We start from the raw sequence: 25,222 nt of genomic DNA on the forward strand, positions 1-25,222 counted from the left end.
CTCAGTTGAGGCGCAGCTCGGCGGCGGCGCGCTGCTGATCGGCCCGATGCTTGAGCACGACACCCATCGTGGCGCGGACCGCGTCGTCGTCGAGCGTGTCGAGTCCCAGGGCGAGCAGCGTGCGACCCCAGTCGATCGTCTCCGACACCGACGGCACCTTCTTGAGCTGCATGGCCCGCAGCACGTTCACGGTGCGGACGAGCTGCTCGGCGATCGCCTCGGGCAGCTCCGGGACCCGGCTGGCGAGGATCCGGCGCTCGAGTTCCGCGTCCGGGAAATCCAGGTGCAGGAACAGGCAGCGACGCTTGAGCGCCTCGGACAGCTCCCGCGTCGCGTTCGAGGTGAGCACCGCGAACGGCTTGCGGGTGGCGGTGATGGTGCCGAGTTCGGGGATCGTCACCGCGAAGTCGCTGAGCACCTCGAGTAGCAGTCCCTCGATCTCCACGTCGGCCTTGTCGACCTCGTCGACCAACAGCACCGTTGGATCCTCGCGGCGGATCGCGGTCAGCAGCGGACGCGACAGCAGGAACTCCTCCGAGAACACGTCCTGCTTGGTCGCGTCCCAGCTGTGATCACTGCCGGCCTGGATGCGCAGGATCTGCTTGGCGTGATTCCACTCGTACAGCGCGCGGGACTCGTCGACACCCTCGTAGCACTGCAGCCGCACCAGTTCGGCGTCCGACGTCTGCGCGACGGCCCGCGCCAACTCGGTCTTGCCGACGCCGGCGGGACCCTCGATGAGCAGCGGCTTGCCCAGCCTGTCGGCGAGGAACACCGCGGTCGCGGTCCCCTTGTCGGCGAGGTATCCGGTCTCGGCGAGACGCTCGACGACGTCGTCGACGCTCGCGAACAGCGGCGGTGCAGTCGGCAGTGCCCGGTCCACACTCGCTCCTTTCGGGCCGTCTAGGCCGGTCGGATATGACCGTCTCCCCAGACAGTCCACTTGGTCGAGGTGAGCTCGCCGAGGCCCATCGGGCCGCGGGCGTGCAGCTTCTGCGTGGAGATCCCGATCTCCGCACCGAACCCGAACTGCTCACCGTCGGTGAAGGCAGTCGAGGCGTTGACCATAACCGCGGCCGCGTCGACCCGCGCGGTGAACTCGCGCGCAGCGGACAGATCGGACGTCACGATGGCCTCGGTGTGGCCGGTGCCGTAGCGGTCGATGTGGTCGACGGCCGCGTCGAGTCCGTCGACCACCTTGAGAGCGATGTCGAGGGTCAGGTACTCCTCCGACCAGTCGTCCTCGGTGGCCGGGACCAGGCCCGGCAGGTCGCCGTGGACGGTGACGCTGTGCGTCTGCAGGGCCGCCAGCAGCTTCGGGACGGCGGTCTCGGCGATCGCGGCGTCGACCAGCAGCGTCTCGGCGGTGTTGCACACGCTGGGGCGGCGGGTCTTGGCGTTGAGGACGATCTTCTCGGCCATCTCGAGGTCGGCGGCGGCGTGCACGTAGACGTGGCAGTTGCCGACACCGGTCTCGATGGTGGGCACGGTCGCGTCCCGGACCACCGCGTTGATGAGGCCGGCGCCGCCGCGCGGGATGACGACGTCGACGAGGCCGCGGGCCTGGATCAGGTGGGTGACGCTGGAGCGGTCCGCGCTCGGCAGCAACTGGACGGCATCCGCGGGCAGGCCCTGATCGGTGAGCGACTCCCGCAGCACCTTCACCAGCGCGGCGTTGGACTTCGCCGCGGACGACGACCCGCGCAGCAGGGCCGCGTTGCCGGACTTGAGGGCCAGCCCGAAGGCGTCGACCGTGACGTTCGGCCGCGCCTCGTACACCATGCCGACCACGCCGAGCGGGACCCGGACCTGGCGGATCTCGAGGCCGTTGGGCAGCGTCGAACCGCGGACGATCTCCCCGACCGGGTCGGCGAGACCGGCGACCTGACGCAGACCCGACGCGATGCCCTCGACACGCGCGGCGGTCAGCCGCAGTCGGTCGAGCAGGGATTCCTCGGTGCCGGTGGCACGGGCCGCCTCGATGTCCTCGGCGTTCGCCGTGAGAATCGCGTCGGTGGCGGCGAGCACCGCGTCGGCCGCGGCGTGCAGCGCCGCGTCCTTCTGCGCGGTGGTCAGCAGCGCCAGGGCACGCGACGCGACACGCGCGCGACGGGCCGCGTCATGCACCTCCTGACGGGTGTCCCCGGAGTCGCTGGCGGCCGGTGTGGTGTGCGTCGCGGCAGTCATGTCTACAGATTAGCGACCGGCGCAGGCGCATAATCGTTCTGCCCACGCGCCGCCGGCCGAAGGAATAGTCAGTGTCACAACACGAGACGATCCACCACGCCCCCTCCGAGGGATACAGTCGCGGACTCAACGCCCGCACCGTGCAGATGATCGCGCTCGGTGGCGCGATCGGCACCGGCCTCTTCTACGGTGCCGGCGGGGCCATCGAGGAGGCCGGGCCGTCGCTCATCCTCGCCTACCTGGCGGCCGGACTGGCGATCTTCGTCATCATGCGGGCCCTCGGCGAACTGCTGACGTACCGGCCGATCTCCGGAAGTTTCGCAGAGTACGCCGAGGAGTTCCTGGGGCGCTTCTTCGGTTTCGCCACCGGCTGGGCGTACTGGGCGGTGTGGGCGGCCACCTGCATGGCGGAGATCACGGTGGCCGGCAAGTACGTCGAGTACTGGTGGCCGAGCGTCCCGACGTGGCTGACCGCGCTCGTCGTTCTGCTGGTCCTGTTCAGCGCCAATCTCATCTCGGTGAAACTCTTCGGCGAGGCCGAGTTCTGGTTCTCGGCCATCAAGATCACCGCGATCCTCGGCATGATCCTGATCGGCATCGGCGTCCTCACCCTCGGTTTCGGTCACGCCACCAACCCGACCGTGACGAACCTGTGGGCCGACGGCGGCGTGTTCCCGAACGGATTCGGCAGTGCCCTGATGAGCCTGCAGGTGGTGATGTTCGCGTACGTGGGCGTCGAACTGGTCGGCGTCACCGCCGGCGAGGCCGAGAATCCCAAGCAGACGCTCCGCAAGGCGATCAACACGCTGCCGTTTCGCATCGGGCTGTTCTATATCGGCTCGCTGGTCGTGATCCTCTCGGTCGCGAGCTGGCAGGACTTCCACGCCGGTAAGAGTCCCTTCGTCGAGGTACTCGAGCAGATCGGCATTCCCGCCGCCGCCGGCATCATGAACTTCGTCCTACTCACCGCGGCGCTGTCGTCGTGCAACTCCGGCATCTACTCGACCGGCCGGATGCTGCGCAGCCTGTCGCTACGCCGTGAGGCACCGGCCGCGCTGGGCAAACTGAGCAGCCGCCAGGTGCCGTTCGCGGGCATCACGATGTCGGCCGGGGCCATGATCATCGGCGTGATCGTCAACGTGCTGTCGCCGGACCGCGCGTTCGTCTACATCACGTCGGTATCGACGATCGGCATCATCTTCGTCTGGGGCGTGATCCTCGTGTGCCACCTGCGCTACCGACGTTTCGTGAACCGCGGCGCGCTGCCCGCGTCCGACTACCGACTGCCCGGCGCGCCGTACACCAACTGGATCGCATTGGGCTTCCTGGCCTTCGTCGTCGTGCTGCTCTTCTTCACCGACGCGGGCCGGATCGCGCTCGCGGTGGGCGCGGTGTTCGGCGCGCTGGTCGGCGGCGGCTACTACGCGATGCTCGGACGGGCGTCGTCGCGGCACTGACAGGGCTACAGGCCGAGGCTGTCGTACTCGGGCGGAAGCCGCCGGCCGCCGTCCGGGAACAGGCGTGAGATGTCGGGTTCACGACGGAACTGCGCGATGACCGAGGCCAGGCCCCACCAGGCGTAGGTCGACGTGGTCAGTGCGTGGCGCTGGTGCCGCATCAGAGTCGACTCCTTCGGTCCAACGGTCGGATCGCGGTCATGATGGCACGCCGGTTCGCGCGGAGACGACGGTAGAACTACCCGCACGACTACCCGTTTCCGGCGGGGAAGGCCCGCGGACGTCGCCCGTCCACCTGCCCCGAATAGCCCTCTCGCAGCGTGGTTCGACCACACCGTTCCCGCAATGTTCACCCACGGCGGGATTCGCCATTGACACAAGTAAGGACGCAACCTTAATCTTGCGCTGTGACTAGGAGCACAAGTCGGCAGCACCGCACCGCCGCGGGTCGCGGAACGAACTCCGCGCGGCCGGCGTCGCGGACCGGACACCGACCCTGAACACCCGGAGACAGGCGCCGTTCGACGAAACGGAGTGTTTCTCGGCACCACACCTGCAGATCCGTTCCGGAACCATCTGGGAACGGAAAGCCGCAGGCGTGTAAGCCAATCGACGGCCGAGACCCTCCGAAGCGCAGGACGCGATCGTCACCGATCTCGTCGACCGCCGCGTCGCGATGCTCCGACCCCTCGACCACCACAGCCATCGGAGACCTTGGAGTCAGCTCATGACCTATGCACTTCCCGCCACCGCCGTTCCCACGCCGACCGACCCGCTCGCGGCCTACGGTCCGCTCGTCGCCGCACGAATGCCCGAGACCCTCGAGGATCGTCCGTACGAACTGTTCACACTGACGCCGCAGACGCCGACGATCGGTGCGGAGATCGCGGGGATCCGACTCAGCGGCGACCTGTCCGACGAGGTGCTCGCCGAACTGCGGCGTGCACTGCTGGAGTGGAAGGTCCTGTTCTTCCGCGACCAGGACATCGATCGCAGCGAGCACCGCGACTTCGCGGCGCGGTGGGGCGCGCTCGAGCAGCACCCGTTCTTCAAGTACACCCAGCCCGGCCAGAGCGACGCCGATGTGGCGACCCTCGCCAAGGACGCGATGTCCGTCGGGGTGGAGAACGTCTGGCACAACGACGTCACCTGGCACGAATTTCCCTCGTATGCAGCGGTTCTGCGGGCCGTCGAGATTCCTTCCGTGGGTGGCGACACACTGTGGGCGGACACCGGCGCAGCCTACGACCTGCTCCCGGAGGACATCCGGGCCCGGATCGACGGGCTCGAGGCCGAGCACGACTGGATGCAGTCGTTCGGGACCAGGATGCCGGACGAGGCAGTGGCGCAACTCCGCCCGCACTTCCCGCCGGTGACCCATCCCGTCGTTCGAGTGATCCCCGAGTCGGGCCGACGCGTGCTGTTCGTCAATTCCGCCTTCACACAGCGGATTCTGGGCGTCTCGGAGGACGAATCCAACTTGCTTCTCCGACTGTTGTACCGGCACGTCCAGCGTCCCGAGTTCCAGGTGCGTCTGCGGTGGCAGAAGGACACGATCGCGTTCTGGGACAACCGATCCTGCCAGCACTACGCGGCCAGCGACTACTTCCCGGCGCGCCGGGTCATGGAGCGCATCTCGATCGTCGGCGACACCCCCGTGGGCGTGTCCGGCGCGAGCGATCGGGGGTGAACGTGTGGAGACGCAAATCGCATCCATGAGTCGGGGCCGCATCGTCACGGTTCTCGCCTTCATCATTCTGCTGTCGGAGATCGCCACATTCGAGATCCTCATGGTGCTTCCGGCGTTGCCGCACATGGCGCCTGCCTTCCAGACCTTGAACATCGCGTGGGTCGTCTCGATCGTGACGCTCGCGGGCGGCACCATGATGCCGCTGGTCGGAAAGGCCTCGGACAAATGGGGCAAGAAGCGAGTGATTCTCTCGCTGGCCGCGTTCTTCATCGCGGGAAGCGTGTTGTGCGCAGTGGCGACGTCGTTCGCCATGTTGATGGCCGGACGTATCCTGCAGGGCTCGCTGATGGGAATCGTCACGATCTCGTACGGCTTGATTCGCGACGTCATTCCGCGTGACGTCGTGCCGGTCGCCCTCGGCGCCGCGGTCACCGGGATCGGGATGTCGGCGATCGCGAGCCCGTTCATCGCGGGTTGGCTCATCGACCACACCGGATATCAGGGAATCTTCTGGTTCATGGCCGCCTACGTGGCTGTCCTGCTCCCCTTCTATGCCCTGATCGTTCCGGAGAGCCCGGTCCGCGTGGACCGGCCGGTGGACTACCTCGGCATCGTGCTGCTCGGTCCGGGAATCGCCGTCCTGCTCGTCGGCATCACCCGGGGCGCGCGAGTCGGTTGGACAGACGCACTGACTCTCGCTGCTGTCATCGGTGGAGCTGCGATGCTGGTGGCATTCGTTGTGTGGCAGCGCTTTGCACCGAGCCCGCTGATCGACCTCGACATCTTGCTCGGCAGAAGGTTCGGTCCGACCGTGCTGGCGGTCGCCTGCATCTCCTACATGATGAGCGCCCATTCGTTGCTGATCCCGACGATGCTGCAGACGCCCGCCGGGCTACCGGGGATCAGCTACGGCGCGGGCGTGTCCGCTCTGCAATTCGCAATCTGGACGTGCCCGCTCGGCATCGCGTCGATGTTCGCGGGTCCGCTCGGCGGCATCATCTCCAAGCGGATCGGCGCACGATACGTGCTGCTGACCGCGGCAGCCTTGTTCCTGGTGGTGATGTTCCTGGGTTCGCGTCTGTTCACCATCCAGTGGCAGGTCACGATCATGAGCTGCATCATGGGATTCGCCGTCGGATTCCTGCACTCGTCGAATGCGAACCTGGTTCAGGACGCGTTGCCAGCCTCTCAGGGCGGTATCGGCAACGCGATCAGCGGCATGGGTTCGCTGTTGGCCGGCGGTATCGCGACAACCCTGACCGGGGTGGTGATGTCGCGCCACGTGCTCGCAGTGAACCCGCAGACGCACGCGGTGCTGTACGCCGACACCGCGATCACCCGCGGCTACCTGTACGCCGCCCTCGTCGGCGTCGTGGGCCTGGTCGTCGCGTTGCTCATGCGGCACGGCCGGAGCCCCGCGCAGGGCGGCTTGCAGGAGGACGTCCGACCGGACGCGACCGACACCGTCGACCGAGTCGGCGCTGTCGCCACCACTCCCTGACGACTCCGAGCACGAAAGCAATACCGGCGGAGCGCGATTCGAGAGATCCTCGGCACCCGCGCTCCGCCGTGTCCGACCACGCCCGTTCCCTCGGGCGAATATTTACCGAAGGACGACCATCCATGTCACTCAACCTCGCGGACCTCACCGAAGCGCTCGTCGACGCGGTTCCGGACCGGGTCGCGCTCGTGTGCGGCAACGACACTCGGACGTTCGCCGAGTTCGATGCCGGCGCCAACCGCATCGCTCACCACATCGTGGCCCAGGGGGTGCAGCCGGGTGATCATGTCGGTCTGCACGCGCGCAACAGCATCGAGTTCGTGGAGGCGCTGCTCGGCTGCCTCAAGGTGCGCGCGGTTCCGGTCAACGTCAACTTCCGGTACGTCGACACCGAGCTGACCTACCTCTACAACGACGCCCACCTGAAGGCCGTGATCGCCGACGGCGAGTTCAGCGACGTCATCGCCGACGTACTGCCCAAGTGCCCCGAGCTGCGCCACATCGTGCTCATCGGCCAGGCCGCCGGGCCGGCACTGTCGGAAGCTGCTGACGCCGTCGGCGTTTCGGTCGCGGACTACCACGCTGCGGCTGCCGACCGATCGCCCGAACGCGACTTCCCCGAGCGCAGCAACGACGACCTGTACGTGATCTACACCGGCGGCACCACCGGCATGCCCAAGGGCGTCATGTGGCGGCACGAGGACTTCTACTTCGCGGCGCTGAGCGGGGGCAATCTCATGGGCCCCCCGATCCTGTCCGGCGCGGAACTGGGCGCGGCGGCAGCCGCGAACACCCATCCGATGTCCTTCCTGCTCACCGCGCCGCTCATGCACGGCGCGGCGGCCTACTCCCTGTTCACCTGCATGTTCATGGGCTCCGAACATGTGCTCATGCCCCGATTCGATCCGGTCGAGGCGCTGTCGCTCATCGACCGGCACAAGATCCGCGGCGTTCAACTCGTCGGTGACGCGATCGCCCGCCCGCTCGCCGACGCGATCGAACAGCACGGCGACCGCTTCGACCTCGGATCCCTGTTGTCCATCGGTTCGGGCGGTGCGCTGTGGTCGGCGAGCGTGCGTGAGAAGCTCCAGAAGCTCCTGCCGAATGTCTATCTACGCAACGGGTTCGGGTCGTCCGAGTCCGGCAACAACGGCGAGCTCGTGGCCAGCGCGGACGGGCTGCTGCGGATGTCGCCCTCCCCCAGGGTGCGCGTGGTCGACACCGATTTCGCAACCATCGAACCGGGTTCGGACGAGATCGGCTATCTCGCGCACGTCGGGCACGTCCCGGTCGGGTACTACAACGACCCGGTCAAGACCGCCGCGACATTCCCCGTCGTCGACGGTGTGCGCCTCTCGGTGCTCGGCGATCTGGCGCGTGTCGAGGCCGACGGGTCGATCGTCGTGCTCGGCCGTGGCTCGTCGTGCATCAACACCGGCGGCGAGAAGGTGTACGCCGAGGAGGTCGAGGAGGCCATCAAGAGCCACCCCGACATCGAGGACGCACTGGTCGCCGGCATCGAGGATCCGACCTACGGGCAGCGTGTCTCCGCGGTGGTCCAGGCCCGTGACGGCGCCCCGGCCCCCGATCACGACAACCTGATCGCGCACTGCCGCACGCAGATCGCCGGCTACAAGGTGCCGCGCACTGTGGTCGTGGTTCCCGAGATCGTGCGCTCGCCCGCAGGCAAGGCCGACTACCGCTGGGCCAAGGCGACTCTCGAAGGCGCTGTGTCAACTTCTTCTACTTCCGAGGACCTTTCATGACCATTGGACTGAGTGACGAAGACCGCGAACTCCGCGATTCCGTGCGTGGCTGGGCCGCCCGCCATGCGACGCTCGCCGTGATCCAGGAGGCCGTCGAGGCGAAGGCCGAGGCCCGTCCCGTGTACTGGGGATCGCTGGCCGAGCTGGGCATGTTGGGCCTGCATCTGCCGGAGGAGGTCGGCGGCGCCGGCTACGGACTCGTCGAACTCGCGATCGTCACCGAGGAACTGGGCCGGGCGATGGTGCCGGGCCCGTTCCTGCCGACCGCGATCGTCTCGGCCGTGCTGAACGAAGCCGGCCGCACCGCCGAGCTGGCGGGGCTGGCCGACGGCACCCTGTTCGGTGCGGTCGCGCTGCAGCCCGGCGGGCTGACCCTGTCCCGCGAGGGCGGGACCGTCACGCTGTCGGGCACGTCCAGCTACATCCTCGGCGGCCAGGTGGGCGACCTGTTCCTGCTCGCCGCCACCGACGACGCCGGTTCGCTCGCGTTCGTCGTGGTCGAGCGAGATCGGTTGGACGTGACCGAGTTGCCGAGCCACGACGTGGTGCGCCGCAACGCCGAGGTCGTCGCGGACGGGCTCGAGCTCGCGGATGGTGATGTGCTGACGCTGGATTCGCAGCGGATCCTCGACATCGCCGCGACGCTGTTCGCGGCCGAGGCGGCCGGTCTGGCGGACTGGGCGACGACCACGGCCGCGGACTACGCGCGGGTGCGTCAGCAGTTCGGCCGGGTCATCGGCCAGTTCCAGGGGGTCAAGCACAAGGCCGCCCGCATGCTCGCCCTCACCGAGCAGGCCCGCGTCACGGCGTGGGACGCAGCCCGCGCGCTCGGCGAAGATGTGTCGGGGTCCGAGGCGTCGCTGGCGGCGGCGGTGGCCGGCGCGGTCGCGCCCGAGTCGGCGTTCCAGGTGACCAAGGACTGCATCCAGGTCCTCGGTGGTATCGGGTTCACGTGGGAGCACGACGCCCACCTGTACCTGCGGCGGGCGCAGTCGCTGCGGATCCTGCTGGGCTCCACCGCTTCCTGGAAGCGTCGCGTCGCGAACCTCACGCTCGAGGGTGCCCGCCGAGTGCTGAGCGTCGAGTTGCCGCCGGAGGCGGAGCAGATCCGCGCCGACGTCCGGGCAGAGCTGGATCCCGCCCGCGAACTGGCGGGCGCCGAGCGGAAGGCGTACCTGGCCGAGCGCGGCTACACCGCACCGCACCTGCCGGCCCCGTGGGGCAAGAGCGCCGACGCCGTCACCCAGCTGGTCATCGCCGAAGAGCTACGGTCGGCCGAGCTCGTCCCGCACGACATGATCATCGGCAACTGGGTGATCCCGACGCTGATCGCACACGGCAACGCCGAGCAGGTCGAGCGATTCGTGCCGCAGTCGCTGCGCGGGGACATTGTGTGGTGCCAGCTGTTCTCCGAGCCCGGCGCCGGATCGGACCTGGCCGGCTTGTCCACCAAGGCCACCAAGGTCGACGGCGGCTGGAAGCTCAACGGGCAGAAGGTGTGGACGTCGATGGCCCGCGAGGCCGACTGGGGCATCTGCCTGGCCCGCACCGACGCCGACGCCCCCAAGCACAAGGGCCTGTCGTACTTCCTGATCGACATCAAGAACAGCGGCCTCGACATCCGACCGCTGCGGGAGATCACCGGCGAGGCACTGTTCAACGAGGTGTTCCTCGACGACGTGTTCGTCCCCGACGAGTGCCTGGTCGGTGAGCCCGGGGACGGCTGGAAGCTGGCCCGCACCACCCTGGCGAACGAGCGGGTCTCGCTGTCGAACGACTCGTCCCTCGGCTCCGGCGGCGAGGCGCTGCTGAACCTCGCGGCCGAGACCCCCGGTGGCCTCGACGACGAACAGCTCACCGTTCTGGGCAAGGTGCTGTGCGACGCGCAGTCCGGCGGCCTGATGGGGCTGCGCACGACGTTGCGTTCGCTCACCGGCGCGCAGCCCGGCGCGGAGTCGTCGATCGCGAAACTCCTCGGCGTCGAACACATCCAGCAGGTGTGGGAGGTCGCGATGGACTGGTCCGGCCCGAAGGCCCTGCTCGGCAATCAGGGCCGCGTCCGGTCCGCGACGCGCATGTTCCTGAGCTGCCAGAACCTCTCGATCGCCGGCGGCACCACCAATGTGCAGCTCAACATCATCGGCGAGCGGATCCTCGGTCTGCCGCGCGACCCCGAACCCGGAAAGTAAGCAACACACACCGGAACACGTCGTCGACACGACGGACAGGCACGACGAGCGGCGTCCACGGAAGCGGGCGTCGCCTATGAACGAGGAGAAACAATGGGCAATCCAGTGATCGTGGACGCCGCGAGGTCACCGATCGGTCGGCGGAACGGCTGGCTGTCCGGCCTGCACCCGGCGGAACTGCTGGGTGCTGTGCAGTCGGGGTTGCTCGGGCGACTTTCGCTGGACCCGAACGTCATCGAGCAGGTGATCGGTGGCTGCGTCACGCAGGCCGGGGAGCAGGCGTCGAACGTGAGCCGCAACGCGTGGCTGCACGCGGGCCTGCCGGAGCGCACGGGTGTGACGACCATCGACGCGCAGTGCGGTTCGGGCCAGCAGTCGGTGCAGTTGATCGCGGCGCAGATCGCCGCCGGCGTCATCGACGCCGGCCTGGCGTGCGGCGTCGAGGCGATGTCCCGGGTGCCGCTGCTGTCGAACATCAAGGGCGATGTCGGCAGCCCCAAGCCGGCGGACTGGGCCGTGGACATCCCGGCCCAGTTCGAGGGCGCCGACCGCATCGCCCGGCGCCGCGAATTCACCCGCGAGGACCTCGACGCGTTCGGGCTGCGGTCGCAGCAGCGGGCGGCGCAGGCGTGGGCGGACGGCCGCTTCGACGGGGCGATCATCCCGGTCAAGGCGCCCGGCGCGGACGGCGGCGCACCCGCCGAGGTGTCCCGCGACCAGGGGCTGCGGGAGACGTCGATGGAGGCCCTCGCCCGCCTCAACCCGGTCCTCGAGGGTGGGCTGCACACCGCGGGCACGTCGTCGCAGATCTCGGACGGGGCGGCCGCGGCGGTGCTGATGGACGAGGCGGTGGCGCGGGGACTGGGCCTGCGTCCGCGGGCCCGGATCGTCGCGCAGTGCCTGATCGGTGCGGAGACGCACTTCCTGCTCGACGGCCCGGTGCAGGCCACCGAGTACCTGCTCGGGCGCACCGGCCTGACCGTCGGGGACATCGACCTCTTCGAGGTCAACGAGGCGTTCGCGGCGGTCCCGATGTCGATGGCCCGCGTCCACGGCATCGACGAGGACCGGCTCAACGTGGGCGGCGGCGCGATCGCGCTGGGCCACCCGGTGGGCTCGTCCGGTGTCCGGTTGATCGGCGCGGTGATCGACGAACTCGAGCGCCGCGACGGCGAACGCGCACTCGTGGCGGTGTGCGCCGGCGGCGCGATGGCGACCGGGGCGATCATCGAACGGATGTGACGTCGGGCGAGGTGAAAACCTCGGCCATCCCCAGGAATCCCGAGACTGCTCGGCATCCCGTAGATCGTCTACGGGATGCCGAGCAGCGGCGTTCACATGTCGATCTGCCACACCTTCGGCCAGTCCTTGCCGCGGAACGCGGCGTCCGTGCCGCCGTCGACGAAGACGACGGAGCCGACGAAGTAGCTCGACTCCGGTCCGAGCAGGTACGCCACGAGCGAGGCGACCTCCTCCGGCCGGCCACCGCGGCCCGCGGGGATGGTGCCCAGGAACTGCTCCATCGCCTCACCGGTCAGCGGATCCTTCCGGCCTTCCTGCGTCATCGGGGTGTCGATGAGGCCGGGGGCGATGGCGTTGAGCCGGATTCCCTCCTTGATGTACTCGGCCGACCTCGTCCGCGCGTAGTACGCCAACGCCGCCTTCGTCGCCGGGTAGGTCTGGAGCGCGGCGAAGTCACCGAAGGCGTCCGCCACCGCGTTCGCGGCCTCCTCGTCACCGGCCAGGCATGCCTCCGCGAGGTCCACGGGCCAATTCGGCTGGCTGGTGGTCGAATTCGAGCTGATCAGGACCACGGACGGGTTCTCGCCCTGGGCGAGCAGCGGCCGCAGGCCCTCGAGAAGCTCGATCGCGCCGAAGTAGTTGACCGCGATCAGCAGCCGCGCCGGGCGACCGGCGGCCGCAGCCAGGCCGGCGAACGGCACGAAGCCGTCGATCTTTCCTCCGGCCAGCGCGGTCACCTGTTCGATGGCCGCGGCGCGTCCCTCCGCGGTGCTCAGGTCCACGGTCACGTCGGTGTCGTGCAGGTCGACGCCGATGACGCGGTGGCCGTCGGCCTCCAGTCGAGCCTTGGTTGCCGCGCCGAGCCCGGACGCTGCGCCGGTGAGGACGTAGGTAGCCATGTTGTTCGTTCCTTCGCGAAGTCGCCGGACCGGGTCGTTGTTGCTGTGGAACCCGATCCGAGTGTCGGTTCGTTGTTGCGGTTCGGAGGCGGATTCGCACGTCGGTGTGCCACGGCCTCCATCTGGGGCCCCACACACCGCCTCCGGTGACGCAGACCTCAACCAGCTGGCTAGTGTGACAAATATTAGTCACGCTATGACTAGTATTAGGTGGCGGAATGTTAGAGGTGTCGATGACCGAGGACAAGACCCAAAACGAATCCGATCGGCCCGGATCGCCACCGACCGACCGAGTGATCGCGATCGTCGAGCTGTTGGCCGGCAGGTCGGAGCCGATCTCGACCAAGGAGATCGCCGCGATTCTCGAGCTCAGCCGGTCGACCACCACGCTGATCATGACGTCGCTGGAACGAGCGGGCTGGGTGACCCGACAGGCGGATCGTCGGTACGTACTCGGTTCGGGTCTCATCGGCGTGACCGACGCGGTCCGCCACGCATTCCCGGCGCTCGCCGACGAGCGCGCACTCGACCGACTGGCCGAGCGCGCGGGATGCGGCGTCGCACTGGCTCTCATCGGCGCCACCGATGCAACGTTCGTCGGAATCGCCCGCCTCGCCAGCGACCTTCCCACCGCGGTACGCGTGGGCACACGGCTGCCACTGCGCGCGCCGATGGGAGCCGCCGTGCTCGCGCATCGGTCCACCGCACAGCAACGGGCATGGCTCGCCACCGCACCGGCGGAGAAGAGAGCGTCGTTCGAAATCGCGCTCACCCAGGCACGGGACACCGGTGTCGTGGTCTACGAACTGGGGCACACCGATCCGCTCGTGCTCAGCTTGATCGGCGAGGTCGTCGGTCTGCTCTCCGAACGCCCCCGCCGGGACGCCCTGGGGACGAGGGCCCTCGAACTCCTGGGTGAGCTCGGAGGGCCCCCGTACGAGTCGACCGCGCTCGACTCGGACGTGCCGCTGTCGATCAGCTATCTGAGTGCCCCCGTATTCGATCGCGGCAACCGCGCCGTCTACGACCTCCAGCTCGGGCCGCTGCAACCGGCTGTCGACAAGTCCGAGCGAGACCGCCTCATCGCGGAGCTCACACAGGCCGCGGCGGAACTCGGCCACGCCGGCGGAGCACCGTGAGGTGACCTGTCCCGAAACCGGGTACCGATCACCCCGCACGCCTAGTCTCGGGACATGTCCGCTCACCGCGTCGTCGTCGTCGGCAGCATCAACATGGATCTGGTGACCTCCACCCCGCGCCTGCCGGCCCCCGGCGAGACGATCCTCGGGACGTCGTTCACCACGACGCCGGGCGGCAAGGGCGCCAACCAGGCGATCGCGGCCGCGAAGGCCGGCGCGGACGTTGTGTTCGTCGGCGCCGTCGGCGACGACACCTTCGCGCTGGACCTGCGGCAGGCGCTCGTCGATGCCGAGGTCGACGCCGAGCGGCTCCGCGAGACGTCCGGCCCCAGCGGCATCGCCGCGATCACGGTCGACGGGGACGGCCAGAACTCCATCATCGTGGTGCCGGGCGCCAACGCCCGCGTCACCGCCCTAACCACCGACGAACTCGACGCCGTCACGGACTCCGACGTCCTGCTGTGCCAGTTGGAGATTCCGCTCGACACGGTGACGACCGCCGCCCGTCACGCCGCGCAGTCGGACACCACCGTGATGCTCAATCCGTCACCGGCGCAGACCCTTCCACCGGAGCTGCTGGAGTCCGTCGACGTCCTCATCGTCAACGAGACGGAGGAACGGCAACTCGGCGAGAACGCCCTGGCGGCGGTGCCGCACGTCGTGACGACACTGGGCGCCGCCGGCGCACGCTACCGCGGACCGGACGGCGATCGACTGAGCGTCGACTCTCCCACCGTCGACGCGGTCGACACCACCGGCGCGGGCGACGCATTCACGGGAGCGCTCGCTGCGGTGTGGAACCGCGGCCCGCGCGACGCGCTGGCCTTCGCGTGCGCGGCGGGCGCGCTCGCCGCGACGCGGCCCGGCGCCAGTGCCGCCTCCCCGACCCGCAGCGAGATCGACGCCCTGCTCGCGGCGAACGGCTGACGCCGGAAACCGATTGGCATCCACCGGCATCGTCCGTACGGTCCACGACATGAGCTCATCGAAGGACCCGGTGCTGCGCCCGTGCCGCGGCGCCCAGGAGTGGCCGGCGCTGGTCGACATCTGGCGCAGCGCGGTCGACGCCACCCACGACTTCCTCTCCGCCGCGGACGTCGACTTCTACCAGTCACGGATGGTCAGCGACTATCTGCCCGCGGTCGAGGTGACCGTGGCCGAGGTCGGCGGGACCCCCGCCGGCTTCTCGGGCCTCGCGGGCAGATCGCTCGAGATGCTGTTCGTCGCCGACGCGCACCGCGGTCGGGGCGCGGGATCGGCGCTCCTGCGGCGGGCGGTCGCCGACCACCCCGATCTGCACCTCGACGTCAACGAGCAGAATCCGCAGGCCGTCGGGTTCTACGAGCGCCACGGGTTCGTCGTCCTGGGCCGCTCGGCCACCGACGCCGACGGGCGGCCGTTCCCGATCCTGCACATGGGACGCCCGACGACGTGACCCGGTGCACGGACGTCGACTGGTTCTGGGACGTCATAGAGGAGTCGTCGCGGAGCCGCGACCGCCTGCGCGAAATTCTCGGACGACTGCCGAAGGCCGACGTCTACAAGTTCCAAGATCTGTTCCTGGATTTCGCCGCCGAACTGCAGGACGAGCCGTATCGGTCCGTCCTCGCGCCCGACGAGTCCGAGGACGGCCTGGAAGACGCGGCGCACTGGGTCGTCAGCCAGGGGCGCGCGAAATACGACGCGGTTCTCGCGGAGCCGAGCCTGATGCCCTCACACGTCGACGTCGGTGATCCGGCCAACCTCGGCGGGCTCGCCTACGAGGTCTACCACCACCGGTTCGGCGAGCCGCTGGACCTGATCTAGCGCGTGGCCGACAGATCCGGTGTCGGTCCCCTCGGGCACGATGGACCCATGACGACCGCGACCACAGCAGATCTCCGTGACGAGGCCGAACGGTTGCTCAGGGAACTCGCGGGGCCGGACGCCCGGCTCCGCGAGGACCAGTGGACGGCGATCGAGGCGCTCGTCGTCGGCCGGCGGCGCGCGCTCGTCGTGCAGCGCACCGGCTGGGGCAAGTCCGCGGTGTACTTCATCGCCGCGAAGCTGCTGCGGGCGCACGGGCACGGCCCCACTGTGATCGTGTCGCCGCTGCTGGCGCTGATGCGCAACCAGGTGGCCTCGGCCGAACGGGCCGGTGTCCGGGCGGCCACCATCAACTCGGGCAACGTCACCGAGTGGGACGAGATCCACCAGCGCGTGGCCGCACGCGAACTGGACGTGCTGCTGGTGAGCCCCGAGCGGCTCAACAACCCCGACTTCCGCGACCAGGTGCTGCCGTCGCTCGCCGCCGACGCCGGCCTCGTCGTGGTCGACGAGGCGCACTGCGTCTCCGACTGGGGGCACGACTTCCGCCCCGACTACCGCCGGATCCGCACCCTGGTCGAGGACCTCGGCGACGGCATCCCGGTCCTGGCGACGACCGCGACCGCCAACGACCGCGTCGTCTCCGACGTCGCCACCCAGCTCGGGGTGGGCGGAGCCGAGACGCTGGTGCTCCGCGGCACGCTCGAGCGCGACTCGCTGAGCCTGTCGGTGGTGCGGATCGCCGAGGCCACCCAGCGCGCGGCGTGGCTCGCCGAGCATCTCGACGAACTCCCGGGCTCCGGCATCATCTACACGCTCACCGTCTCGGCCGCGCGCGACCTCGCGAGCCTGCTCGCCGACCGCGGTCACCAGGTGGCCGCGTACACCGGCCAGACCGACGCCGCCGAACGCGAGGTCCTCGAGAACGACCTGCTGAACAATCGGGTCAAGGCGTTGGTCGCGACCTCCGCGCTCGGCATGGGCTTCGACAAGCCCGACCTCGGATTCGTGGTGCACCTGGGCGCACCGTCGTCGCCCATCTCCTACTACCAGCAGGTCGGTCGCGCCGGGCGCTCCACCGACAGCGCCGAGGTGGTGCTCCTCCCCGGTCACGAGGACCGGCAGATCTGGAGCTACTTCGCGTCGGTGTCGTTCCCGCGCGAGCACATCGTCCGCAAGGTCATCGACGTCCTCGACACCGAACGCCCGCAGTCGACGATGGCGCTCGAACCGCTCGTCGAACTGAACCGTACGCGCCTCGAACTCGTGCTGAAGGTACTCGACGTGGACGGCGCCGTCCGGCGGGTCCGCGGCGGCTGGGTCGCCACCGGACGGCCGTGGACGTACGACGCCGACCGGTACGGCCGACTCGAGGTCGCGCGCGAGGCGGAACAGCAGGCGATGCTCGAGTACGAGCGCACCGACGAGTGCCGGATGACGTTCCTGCGCCGTCAACTCGACGATCCGGGACTCGACGGCGACAGCCGCTGCGGACGGTGCGACAACTGCGCCGGCCCGAAGTACAGCGCCGACGTAGCCGCCGAGACGATCGCGGACACCAGGCAGCGGTTGGAGCGCCCCGGCATCGACCTGCCGCCGCGCAAGCAGTGGCCGACCGGCATGGCGAAGCTCGGAATCAGCCTGTCCGGCAAGATCGCCGACGGACCGGAGCCCGGACGCGTGCTGGGCCGACTGTCGGATCTGGGCTGGGGGCAGCGGCTGCGGGCACTGCTCGACGCCCCCGACGCCCCCGCGCCGGACGCGATCGTCGATGCCTGCATCAAGGTGCTCGCGGCCTGGGACTGGGCCGAGCGCCCGGGAGCCGTGATGTGTGTGGAGTCACCCACCCATCCGGTCCTGATGCGTTCGCTGACCGACCGACTCGCACAGGTGGGTCGGCTGTCCGATCTCGGTGTCCTCCACGAGCGCCCCGGCCATCCGCCGGTCTCCGCCGCGAACTCCGCCTACCGCGTCGCCGGCCTGGCCGACGCGTGGGAGGCGCCGGATCTGTCCGGGCTCGACCGCCCGGTGCTGCTGCTCGACGGGGTCACCGACACCGGGTGGACGCTGACGATGGCGGCCCGGACTCTGCGCCGGGCAGGGGCACCCTCTGTCCTTCCCTTCGCTCTCGCCACCCCCAAGTGATACACGATGTGACCAGCCTCACATTCACCGTCTCACCTGCACGGCGACAGGGTCTCTCCTGTCCGATTTCCGCGGATCCGTGAAATCGGACGTCGTGGTTGTTACGTTCGAGTCACAAAGAACGGCAACAACAATGACGCCAACACAAACTAGAGCTACCCCGACCACCGTGCCGGACGCGGTGGAGTTACGTAAGCCCCAGATCTCAGACGGAGTCCGGCTCTGGGAGATCGCCAAGGATTCACAGGTGCTCGACCTCAATTCGAGCTACTCATACCTTCTGTGGTGCAGAGACTTTCAGGACACCTCGATCGTCGCAACCGTCGGCGAGCAGGTCGTCGGATTCGTGACCGGATACGTCCGCCCCGATGCCCCGAACACACTGTTCGTGTGGCAGGTCGCGGTCGACACCGCGCAGCGAGGCCAGGGACTGGCCGGGAGGATGCTGAACACACTCCTCGACCGACTTGCGCTGCAAGGCGTTTGGAATCTGGAAACCACGATCAGCCCGGACAACACCGCGTCCATCGCCCTGTTCACCTCGGTGGCGGGACGGCGGGGATCCACCATCACGCGACGAACCCTGTTCGCTCCCAACGACTTTCCCGATGGGCACGCGGCCGAGGACCTCTACACGATCTCGCCGTTGCACGCTTCCTGAGGAAGGACCACGCATGACCACTGTCGAGACCAGCATCTTCGAGACCCTCGAGTCCGGGGTTCGCAGCTACTGCCGGAACTGGCCGACCGTCTTCGAGTCGGCGTCGGGCGCCTGGATGCGGGACGAGTCCGGCCGCGAGTACCTGGACTTCTTCGCCGGCGCCGGCGCCCTCAACTACGGGCACAACAATCCGGTGATGAAGGGCGCGCTCATCGACTACCTCGCCGGCGACGGCATCACGCACGGCCTGGACATGTCCACCGTCGCCAAACGCGAGTTCCTACGGAGTTTCCAGCGGACCGTCCTCGAACCGCGCGGGCTCGACTACAAGGTGCAGTTCCCCGGACCCACGGGCACCAACGCCGTCGAGGCCGCCCTCAAACTGGCCCGAAAGGCCACGGGCCGGGAATCGATCATCAACTTCACCAACGCATTTCACGGCATGACGCTGGGCGCGCTGTCGGTCACCGGCAACTCGCTCAAGCGCGCCGGGGCCGGCGTGCCGCTCGTGCACGCCACTCCCATGCCGTTCGACAACTACTTCGGCGGCGCCACCGACGACTTCCAGTGGTTCGAGCGGGTGCTCGACGACTCCGGCAGCGGCCTGAACCGACCCGCCGCCGTGATCGTGGAGACGGTGCAGGGTGAGGGTGGGGTCAACGTGGCGCGGCCGGAGTGGCTTCGTGCCCTCTCCGAACTGTGTGCGCGTCACGAGATCCTGCTGATCGTCGACGACGTCCAGATGGGCTGCGGCCGTACCGGTCCGTTCTTCTCGTTCGAGGTCGCCGGCATCACCCCCGACATCGTGACCCTGTCGAAGTCGATCGGCGGCTACGGGCTGCCGATGGCGCTGACACTGTTCAAGCCGGAACTCGACCTGTGGGCGCCGGGCGAGCACAACGGCACGTTCCGCGGCAACAATCCGGCCTTCGTGACCGCGACCGCGGCTCTCGACCACTACTGGTCCGACGACGCTCTCCACCGCTCCACGCTCGCGAAGGGCGAGCGGATCAACCAGATCTTCGCCAACCTGGCCGACACGTTCGAGGGTGTCAGCACCCGCGGCCGGGGCATGGCGCAGGGACTGGTGTTCGACGATCCCGGCATGGCGGTGAAGGTGTGCGGTCTCGCGTTCGACGAGGGCCTGCTCGCCGAGACGGCGGGCCCCTCCGACGAGGTCGTCAAGCTGCTTCCGCCGCTGACCATCACCGACGCCGAACTCGACCACGGCCTGAGCATCCTGGCCGAGGCGACCGCCAAGGTCTTCGCCTGAGGCTCGGCCGTCCGCACACCCACGATCAGAGGAGACACGCATGATCGTTCGCACCACCGACGACATCACCGACACCGACCGCGACATCACCAGCGAGGACGGGAACTGGCGCAGCAAGCGCATCGTCCTCGCCGGTGACGGCGTCGGGTTCTCGTTCCACGAGACCACGATCCGCGCCGGGTCGGTCAACGAGTTCCACTACGCGAACCACATCGAGGCGGTGTGGCTCGTCGAGGGCGACGGCATCCTCACCGACCTCGACAGCGGCGAGGTGTACCAGCTGCGCCCGGGCACGATGTACCTGTTGAACGGGCACGAGCGGCACCGCGTGGAGCCGGTGACCCAGATGCGCATGCTGTGCGTGTTCAATCCCCCGGTGACCGGTCGTGAGGTGCACGACGAGAACGGCGTGTACCCGCTGATCACCCTCGACGACGCGGAACGCGCCGCCTCCTAGAACCGAAGAAAGGCCGGGGCCCGATGTACGGGCCCCGGCCTTTCTCACGTGGTCAGCCGACCCGCGGCATCACGACAGTCGGTTCGTCCAGCGCCGGAGGGGTGTCCGGAGGGGTGTCGGCCGCGGGTTCGAGCCGACGCCGCCACCAGATGGTGAACCCGACCGCGACGACGATCAGCGTCACCAGCGCCGCGACCGCCGTCCAGAAGCGCGGCCCGTAGTAGCCGACGAGGACCATTCGCATCGCGTTGCGGGCCCACGTCAACGGCATCAGGTCGTGCAGCCACCGCAGCGGCGCCGGCATCTGCTCGATCGGATAGACCGCACCGAACGCGAAGATCTGGATCATCAACGCGCCCAGCGCGATGAAGGTTCCGTTGACGGGACCGAACACGACGGTGAACAGGCGCCCCAGGGCCACCGCGGCGGCGCCGACGAGGATCATGACCGCCGTCATCGCCAGGGCGCTCGGCGGGTTCGCGTCGGCGACGACCAGCGAGACCGCCGCGGCCACCAGCGAGGCGACCAGCGTCACCAGCGCGGGAATCCGGTAGCGGCGCAGGCCCTCCCGGACGACACCCTCGTGCACGCGCTGGGAACGTCCCCGCCGCGGGCGGACCACGAACCACGTCAGGATGCCGCACAGGAACAGCAGCACCGACATCACCGCGGGGACGGCACCCGGACCGAAGCCGGCCGCCGGGTAGTCGTACTTCTCGTCGGCCGCGACCGGCGCGGACAGCAGACCCGCGGTCTTGGCCCGCTGGTTCTCGTCGAACTGCGGCACCTGCGCGGCGCCCTCGGTAAGCCCGGTTGCGAGTTCGGCACTGCCGGTGTCGAGCTGCCCCATGCCGGTGGACAGCTCACCGAGACCGTCGCGGAGCTGGACACCACCGGCGTCGAGCTGGCCGAGGCCGGACGAGAGCTCGTTCGCACCCGCGCTCAGCTGGTGGGCTCCCTGCGACAGCTGCCCCAGGCCGGTGTTCAGTTCCGCCGCACCGGCGGTCGCGGCCAGCAGACCGCCCCGGTAGTCGGCGGTCGGGTCGGTGAGCTGACGGGCGAGCTCGCGGGCGCCGTCGCGCAGCTGGACCAGCTGGGCCGCGATGTCGCCCTCCTCGCCGAGGACGCTGAGCACCGGCCCGGTCACCATGTCGACGACCTCGCTGATCTGCCGGGCACCGTCGGCCAGCTGGTCGGTGCCGCCGACGAGTTCGTTCATTCCCGCGCTCAGCTCGCCCGAGCCGGCGGCCGCCTCGTCCGCTCCGGCGGCCAGCTCGCCGGCACCCGCGGCGAGTTCCTTGCCGCCGCGGTTCGCGTCGCCGAGCCCGGTGGACAGCTCCTGGCTGCCGGCGTACAGCTGGTCGGCGCCGATCTTGGCTTCCTTCGTGCCGGCCGAGAGCTGCTGGGCACCGGCCGCGGCCTCGCCGAAGCCCTTGCCGAGATCGCCGAGACCGATGAGGACCTGGTCGACGGACTGCTCGCCGATGGACTCCGAGACCGCCGAGCGCACCTGCGCGACGACGCTCTCGCCGACCGGCGTGGCCACCAGGCTGTTGTAGTCGTTGTAGACGACGTCGAGCTGGGCCTTGCGGCCCTCGCCGCTCGCGGCGCTGGCCACATCGGCACTGAACGTCTCCGGGATGACCACCGAGAAGTAGTAGGTGCCGTCGTCGACGCCCTCCCTGGCCTCCTCCGCCGTGACCACCTTCCAGTTCACGTCGCCGCTCTCGACGAGCGCCGCGACCACCTCGTCACCGGCCACGAGCCGCGAGCCGTCGACGTCCGCGCCCGCGTCGGAGTTCACGATCGCGACCGGTAGCCGGTTGACGGTGTCGCCCGGATTCCACAGCGCCCACATATAGAAGGCGGCGATCGCGAGTGGTGCGATGACGAGGACGGCGAGGATCGTGCGAACGACGTGAGCCCGGCGCTGGGAAGCGCCGGGCTCAGCGGAAGAGGTAGTGGGCACCATGTGCAGCTCTCTCGTCGGGAACCGGAGCGTGGACGGCCGGTGGCGGACCACCGTCAGGGAATGAACATGCGTCCAACTCGGTCACGATAGAGACTGCGGGGGCCTGTGGTGGGCATTTCCGTCGAATTCGCCCGAGCTCGGCGGGATAATCCATCAGGCGCCGCGATGAGCCTGCCTACACCCGCGGGTCTGTCTCACCGACAGCGACAACCACCTCATCGGGAGGACGACATGGGTCTCATCCAGATCGAGCTGTTCGCAACCCTCGACCTCGTCGGTCAGGCACCCGGCGGCCCCGACGAGGACCCGGCGGGGTTCCCCTTCGGCGGCTGGCAGGCGCCCCTGCTCGACGAGGTCGCCGAGGCGCAGGTCGGTGCCGCGTACGAGGGCACGGACGCCCTCCTGCTCGGCCGACGGACGTACGACATCTTCGCCGCCTACTGGCCACATCAGAAGGGCGGCGAGGACAACGAGATCGCCGCGCTCTTCAACCGCGTCCCCAAGTACGTCGCCTCCCGCGGCGAACCCACTCTCTCGTGGGCCGAGTCCACGCAGCTCGGCCCGGACCTGGCAGCCTCGGTGCGTCAGATCCGCGACCGGCACGCACATGTGAAGGTCGTCGGGAGCCTGAACCTGGTACAGACGCTCCTGCGCGAGAAGCTCTTCGACCGCCTCGACCTCTGGGTCCACCCGATCGTGCTCGGCGTCGGAAAGAAGGTGTTCGACGGTGGCGCGGTACCCACGAACGTCACCCTCCTCGAACCACCGGCCGCCAGTCCGACGGGCATTGTGTACCTGCGCTACGGGCTCGCCGATGGCACACCCCGGACCGGGGACATGAGTGCACCCGACCGCGGTGCCGTACGCCCGCGATAGACCTCCCGGTGCACGCCGTCCACATCGGATTCCCGCGGTATACCGTGCCTCATGCCCGCAACGCTGCGCCGCACACTCCGATACGGTGCCCTCGCCCTCGTCGCCGTACTCATCGCCGGGATCCTCTACACGATGTTCGTGTACCGCAGCATCAACATCTTCGCCCCGCCCGAGCGGCTCGAATCCCTCGGCAGGACATACCAACTCAGCTACGGCGACCACGACGGCCACACCCGGGCAGAGATCGACCAGCGACAATCACCCAGCCACCGCGAGTACCTCACCCTCGAACAAGTCGGCTACCTCTGGCCGCGCCACCCCGTCTACCAATTCCAGAACGAGACACTCCGAGGCCAAGCCACCACCAGCGCCTACCTCGAATGGGGCAACCGCTACATCCCCTACCAGCTTCTCGGCGGCCCGTGAATGCTGCGCGACAGCAGATCCGGACATCTCGGTTCGTCGATACACAACAGCCGGGAGTCCCGCTCGGCCGGATCACCGACCTGAACCGGGGACGGCGTCGACGACGGGCCGCGATGCCCGCGCGGCCACGAACAGGAAGAGCCCACAGGCGGTGACGAGAAGCCAGGCGGGTCCTGATGAGTGCGCGAACTCCGCCGGACCGGCGCCGGAGACGATGCTGCCTGCGACGGCGATACCGACCGCCGCACCGAACTGGCGAGCAGTGGATGTGATCGCGCCGGCGACACCGGCGCGATCCGGCGGGAGCCCGCCGACCGCGGTGTTGGTGATCGGCGCGTTGGCGAAACCGAAACCGATGCCGATGAGCAGGTAGGCCGTCAGGAGCCATACGACTCCGGTGCCGCTGTCGAGAGCGAGGAGAAACAGTCCCCCGGCCGTGATGAAGCCGCCGGCCAGCGCGAGGGGTGGTCGCGGTCCGAGGCGCCCGACCAGCTGGCCCGACAGTGGCGCGCACACCGTCGCCCCGAGAGCGAGGGGCAGAGTGGCCGTGCCCGCGGCCAGCGGCGTCAAACCGCGGACGTGCTGCAGATAGAGCGTGTTGATCAGCAACGTCACGTTCAGCGCTACGAACACCGCCACCGCCCCGACCACCGCGCTGGTGAACGCGGGCCGGCGGAACAGCTGCAGATCCATCAACGGCTCTGGTCGGCGAGATTCGATCCTGCCGAACGCGATTGCCGCACCGGCGATGCAGACATACGCGGCCAGCGCCGCCGGCGACACCCAACCGATCCGCGGTCCCTCGATCAGCACGCCGACGGACACACCGACGAGGACCGCGAGCAGGGCCTGACCGGGCACGTCCAACCTCCGGGGCTGCTGCGCCCGCGACTCCGGCACGAACACCGCACTCAGGACCAGTGCGATCACGATGATCGGCGCATTGATCCAGAACACCGCCCGCCAGCCCCAGCCCGAGATGAGCGCGCCACCCACGACGGGGCCCGCCGCCATGCTGAGCCCGAAGACAGACGCCCAGACGCCGATGGCGCGTGCACGCTGCTTCCGATCGGGGATGGCATTCACGACGATCGCGAGGGCCACCGGGCTGAGCATCGATCCGCCCACACCCTGCACAACGCGGGCCGCGACGAGCACGCCGAGCGAAGGGGCGAGGGCGCAGGCCAGCGAGGCTACCCCGAACACCGCCAATCCGAGTTGGAACACCCGCCGTCGTCCGAATCGGTCGGCCAGCGCTCCCGAGGAGATCAGAAGGCCCGCAAGGGCAATGGTGTACGCATCCACGATCCACTCGAGGCTGCGCATGTCCGCGTCCAGGTCCTGCCCGATCGTGGGCAGGGCAACGTTGACGACTGTTGTATCCATCCCTACGACGAACATGCTCGAACAGCAGACCGCCAGCACGGTCCACTGTCGACGCGGGCTCGACCCCTGTGGGGCAAGGAGTGTCATCGCGTTCGTCATCTGCCGTACCCGGCTGTGTCTGTCCATCCTCGGATGGTCCCGGCACGGCCC

The 25,222-nt window shown here is 68.9% G+C and carries 22 protein-coding genes; 16 read left to right on the forward strand and 6 right to left on the reverse strand.

Translation table 11 applies throughout. The features are described from left to right. Position 1: 1 nt before the first annotated feature. Both EGT67_RS00800 and EGT67_RS00805 read right to left on the reverse strand, forming a co-directional pair. Entirely contained in the window at positions 2-883 is an 882-nt protein-coding gene (locus EGT67_RS00800; protein WP_127914151.1) for an AAA family ATPase, read from the reverse strand. A gap of 20 nt (positions 884-903) precedes the next feature. Then, positions 904-2,187 carry a glutamate-5-semialdehyde dehydrogenase gene (locus EGT67_RS00805; RefSeq protein WP_127914152.1) on the reverse strand — a complete coding sequence of 428 codons (1,284 nt, stop codon included), beginning with the start codon at positions 2,185-2,187 and terminating at the stop codon, positions 904-906. Between the two features lie 71 nt (positions 2,188-2,258). Here EGT67_RS00805 and EGT67_RS00810 point away from each other — a divergent pair, with 71 nt between their 5' ends. Continuing rightward, positions 2,259-3,644 (forward strand): amino acid permease, encoded by a 1,386-nt coding sequence (locus EGT67_RS00810; RefSeq protein WP_127914153.1) that lies wholly within the window; start codon positions 2,259-2,261, stop codon positions 3,642-3,644. A gap of 5 nt (positions 3,645-3,649) precedes the next feature. Here EGT67_RS00810 and EGT67_RS24980 read toward each other — a convergent pair whose 3' ends face one another. Continuing rightward, positions 3,650-3,805: a hypothetical protein gene (locus EGT67_RS24980; RefSeq protein ID WP_164877449.1), complete on the reverse strand. Its 156-nt coding sequence runs from the start codon at positions 3,803-3,805 to the stop codon at positions 3,650-3,652. Between the two features lie 566 nt (positions 3,806-4,371). On the opposite strand from EGT67_RS24980, the gene EGT67_RS00815 reads away from it, so the two are divergent. From EGT67_RS00815 to EGT67_RS00835, 5 genes are all read left to right on the forward strand, one after another. Continuing rightward, positions 4,372-5,334, forward strand: a complete 963-nt coding sequence (locus tag EGT67_RS00815; RefSeq protein ID WP_127914154.1) for a TauD/TfdA dioxygenase family protein — start codon at positions 4,372-4,374, stop codon at positions 5,332-5,334. A 4-nt stretch (positions 5,335-5,338) separates the two neighbouring features. Further along, positions 5,339-6,835: an MFS transporter gene (locus tag EGT67_RS00820; RefSeq protein ID WP_241565833.1), complete on the forward strand. Its 1,497-nt coding sequence runs from the start codon at positions 5,339-5,341 to the stop codon at positions 6,833-6,835. A gap of 122 nt (positions 6,836-6,957) precedes the next feature. Continuing rightward, entirely contained in the window at positions 6,958-8,601 is a 1,644-nt protein-coding gene (locus EGT67_RS00825) for an acyl-CoA synthetase (protein WP_127914155.1), read from the forward strand. Further along, positions 8,598-10,790 (forward strand): acyl-CoA dehydrogenase family protein, encoded by a 2,193-nt coding sequence (locus EGT67_RS00830; RefSeq protein ID WP_127914156.1) that lies wholly within the window; start codon positions 8,598-8,600, stop codon positions 10,788-10,790. The genes EGT67_RS00825 and EGT67_RS00830 overlap by 4 nt, the downstream gene beginning before the upstream one ends. A 93-nt stretch (positions 10,791-10,883) precedes the next feature. Beyond that, positions 10,884-12,032: a steroid 3-ketoacyl-CoA thiolase gene (locus EGT67_RS00835; protein WP_127914157.1), complete on the forward strand. Its 1,149-nt coding sequence runs from the start codon at positions 10,884-10,886 to the stop codon at positions 12,030-12,032. A 92-nt stretch (positions 12,033-12,124) separates the two neighbouring features. On the opposite strand, the gene EGT67_RS00840 is transcribed toward EGT67_RS00835, so the two are convergent. Next, on the reverse strand, positions 12,125-12,931 hold the full coding sequence (locus tag EGT67_RS00840) for an SDR family oxidoreductase (protein ID WP_127914158.1): 807 nt from the start codon (positions 12,929-12,931) through the stop codon (positions 12,125-12,127). A 233-nt stretch (positions 12,932-13,164) separates the two neighbouring features. Here EGT67_RS00840 and EGT67_RS00845 point away from each other — a divergent pair, with 233 nt between their 5' ends. The 8 genes from EGT67_RS00845 to EGT67_RS00880 all read left to right on the forward strand — a co-directional run bounded on the left by EGT67_RS00845 (position 13,165) and on the right by EGT67_RS00880 (position 20,412). Further along, positions 13,165-14,070, forward strand: a complete 906-nt coding sequence (locus tag EGT67_RS00845) for a helix-turn-helix domain-containing protein (RefSeq protein ID WP_127914712.1) — start codon at positions 13,165-13,167, stop codon at positions 14,068-14,070. A 54-nt stretch (positions 14,071-14,124) separates the two neighbouring features. Next, complete coding sequence (locus EGT67_RS00850; RefSeq protein WP_127914159.1) at positions 14,125-14,997, forward strand: ribokinase; 873 nt, start codon at positions 14,125-14,127, stop codon at positions 14,995-14,997. Positions 14,998-15,046: 49 nt separating this feature from the next. Beyond that, positions 15,047-15,505 carry an acetyltransferase gene (locus EGT67_RS00855; RefSeq protein WP_127914160.1) on the forward strand — a complete coding sequence of 153 codons (459 nt, stop codon included), beginning with the start codon at positions 15,047-15,049 and terminating at the stop codon, positions 15,503-15,505. Continuing rightward, a complete protein-coding gene (locus EGT67_RS00860) occupies positions 15,502-15,876 on the forward strand; it encodes a DUF4240 domain-containing protein (RefSeq protein ID WP_127914161.1) in 375 nt (124 codons plus the stop codon). The genes EGT67_RS00855 and EGT67_RS00860 overlap by 4 nt, the downstream gene beginning before the upstream one ends. 48 nt (positions 15,877-15,924) lie before the next feature. Next, positions 15,925-18,021: a RecQ family ATP-dependent DNA helicase gene (locus EGT67_RS00865; protein WP_127914162.1), complete on the forward strand. Its 2,097-nt coding sequence runs from the start codon at positions 15,925-15,927 to the stop codon at positions 18,019-18,021. Positions 18,022-18,154: 133 nt separating this feature from the next. After that, positions 18,155-18,682: a diaminobutyrate acetyltransferase gene (ectA, locus tag EGT67_RS00870; protein WP_127914713.1), complete on the forward strand. Its 528-nt coding sequence runs from the start codon at positions 18,155-18,157 to the stop codon at positions 18,680-18,682. 13 nt (positions 18,683-18,695) lie between these two features. Continuing rightward, entirely contained in the window at positions 18,696-19,955 is a 1,260-nt protein-coding gene (gene ectB, locus EGT67_RS00875) for a diaminobutyrate--2-oxoglutarate transaminase (protein WP_127914163.1), read from the forward strand. 40 nt (positions 19,956-19,995) lie between these two features. Further along, positions 19,996-20,412: an ectoine synthase gene (locus EGT67_RS00880; RefSeq protein ID WP_127914164.1), complete on the forward strand. Its 417-nt coding sequence runs from the start codon at positions 19,996-19,998 to the stop codon at positions 20,410-20,412. Positions 20,413-20,464: 52 nt separating this feature from the next. On the opposite strand, the gene EGT67_RS00885 is transcribed toward EGT67_RS00880, so the two are convergent. Then, positions 20,465-22,384, reverse strand: coding sequence for a YhgE/Pip domain-containing protein (locus EGT67_RS00885; protein ID WP_127914165.1), 1,920 nt, complete (start codon positions 22,382-22,384; stop codon positions 20,465-20,467). Between the two features lie 231 nt (positions 22,385-22,615). Between EGT67_RS00885 and EGT67_RS00890 the strand changes: the two genes are divergently transcribed. Together EGT67_RS00890 and EGT67_RS00895 are read left to right on the forward strand one after the other, a co-directional pair. Continuing rightward, on the forward strand, positions 22,616-23,260 hold the full coding sequence (locus tag EGT67_RS00890; RefSeq protein WP_127914166.1) for a dihydrofolate reductase family protein: 645 nt from the start codon (positions 22,616-22,618) through the stop codon (positions 23,258-23,260). Positions 23,261-23,311: 51 nt separating this feature from the next. Beyond that, positions 23,312-23,686 (forward strand): hypothetical protein, encoded by a 375-nt coding sequence (locus EGT67_RS00895; RefSeq protein WP_127914167.1) that lies wholly within the window; start codon positions 23,312-23,314, stop codon positions 23,684-23,686. A 72-nt stretch (positions 23,687-23,758) separates the two neighbouring features. Here the strand turns inward: EGT67_RS00895 and EGT67_RS00900 are convergent, their stop codons facing one another. After that, positions 23,759-25,072 carry an MFS transporter gene (locus tag EGT67_RS00900; RefSeq protein WP_241565834.1) on the reverse strand — a complete coding sequence of 438 codons (1,314 nt, stop codon included), beginning with the start codon at positions 25,070-25,072 and terminating at the stop codon, positions 23,759-23,761. Positions 25,073-25,222: the final 150 nt, after the last annotated feature.

This window comes from Prescottella agglutinans (genome assembly GCF_004011865.1).
Classification (GTDB): domain Bacteria; phylum Actinomycetota; class Actinomycetes; order Mycobacteriales; family Mycobacteriaceae; genus Prescottella; species Prescottella agglutinans.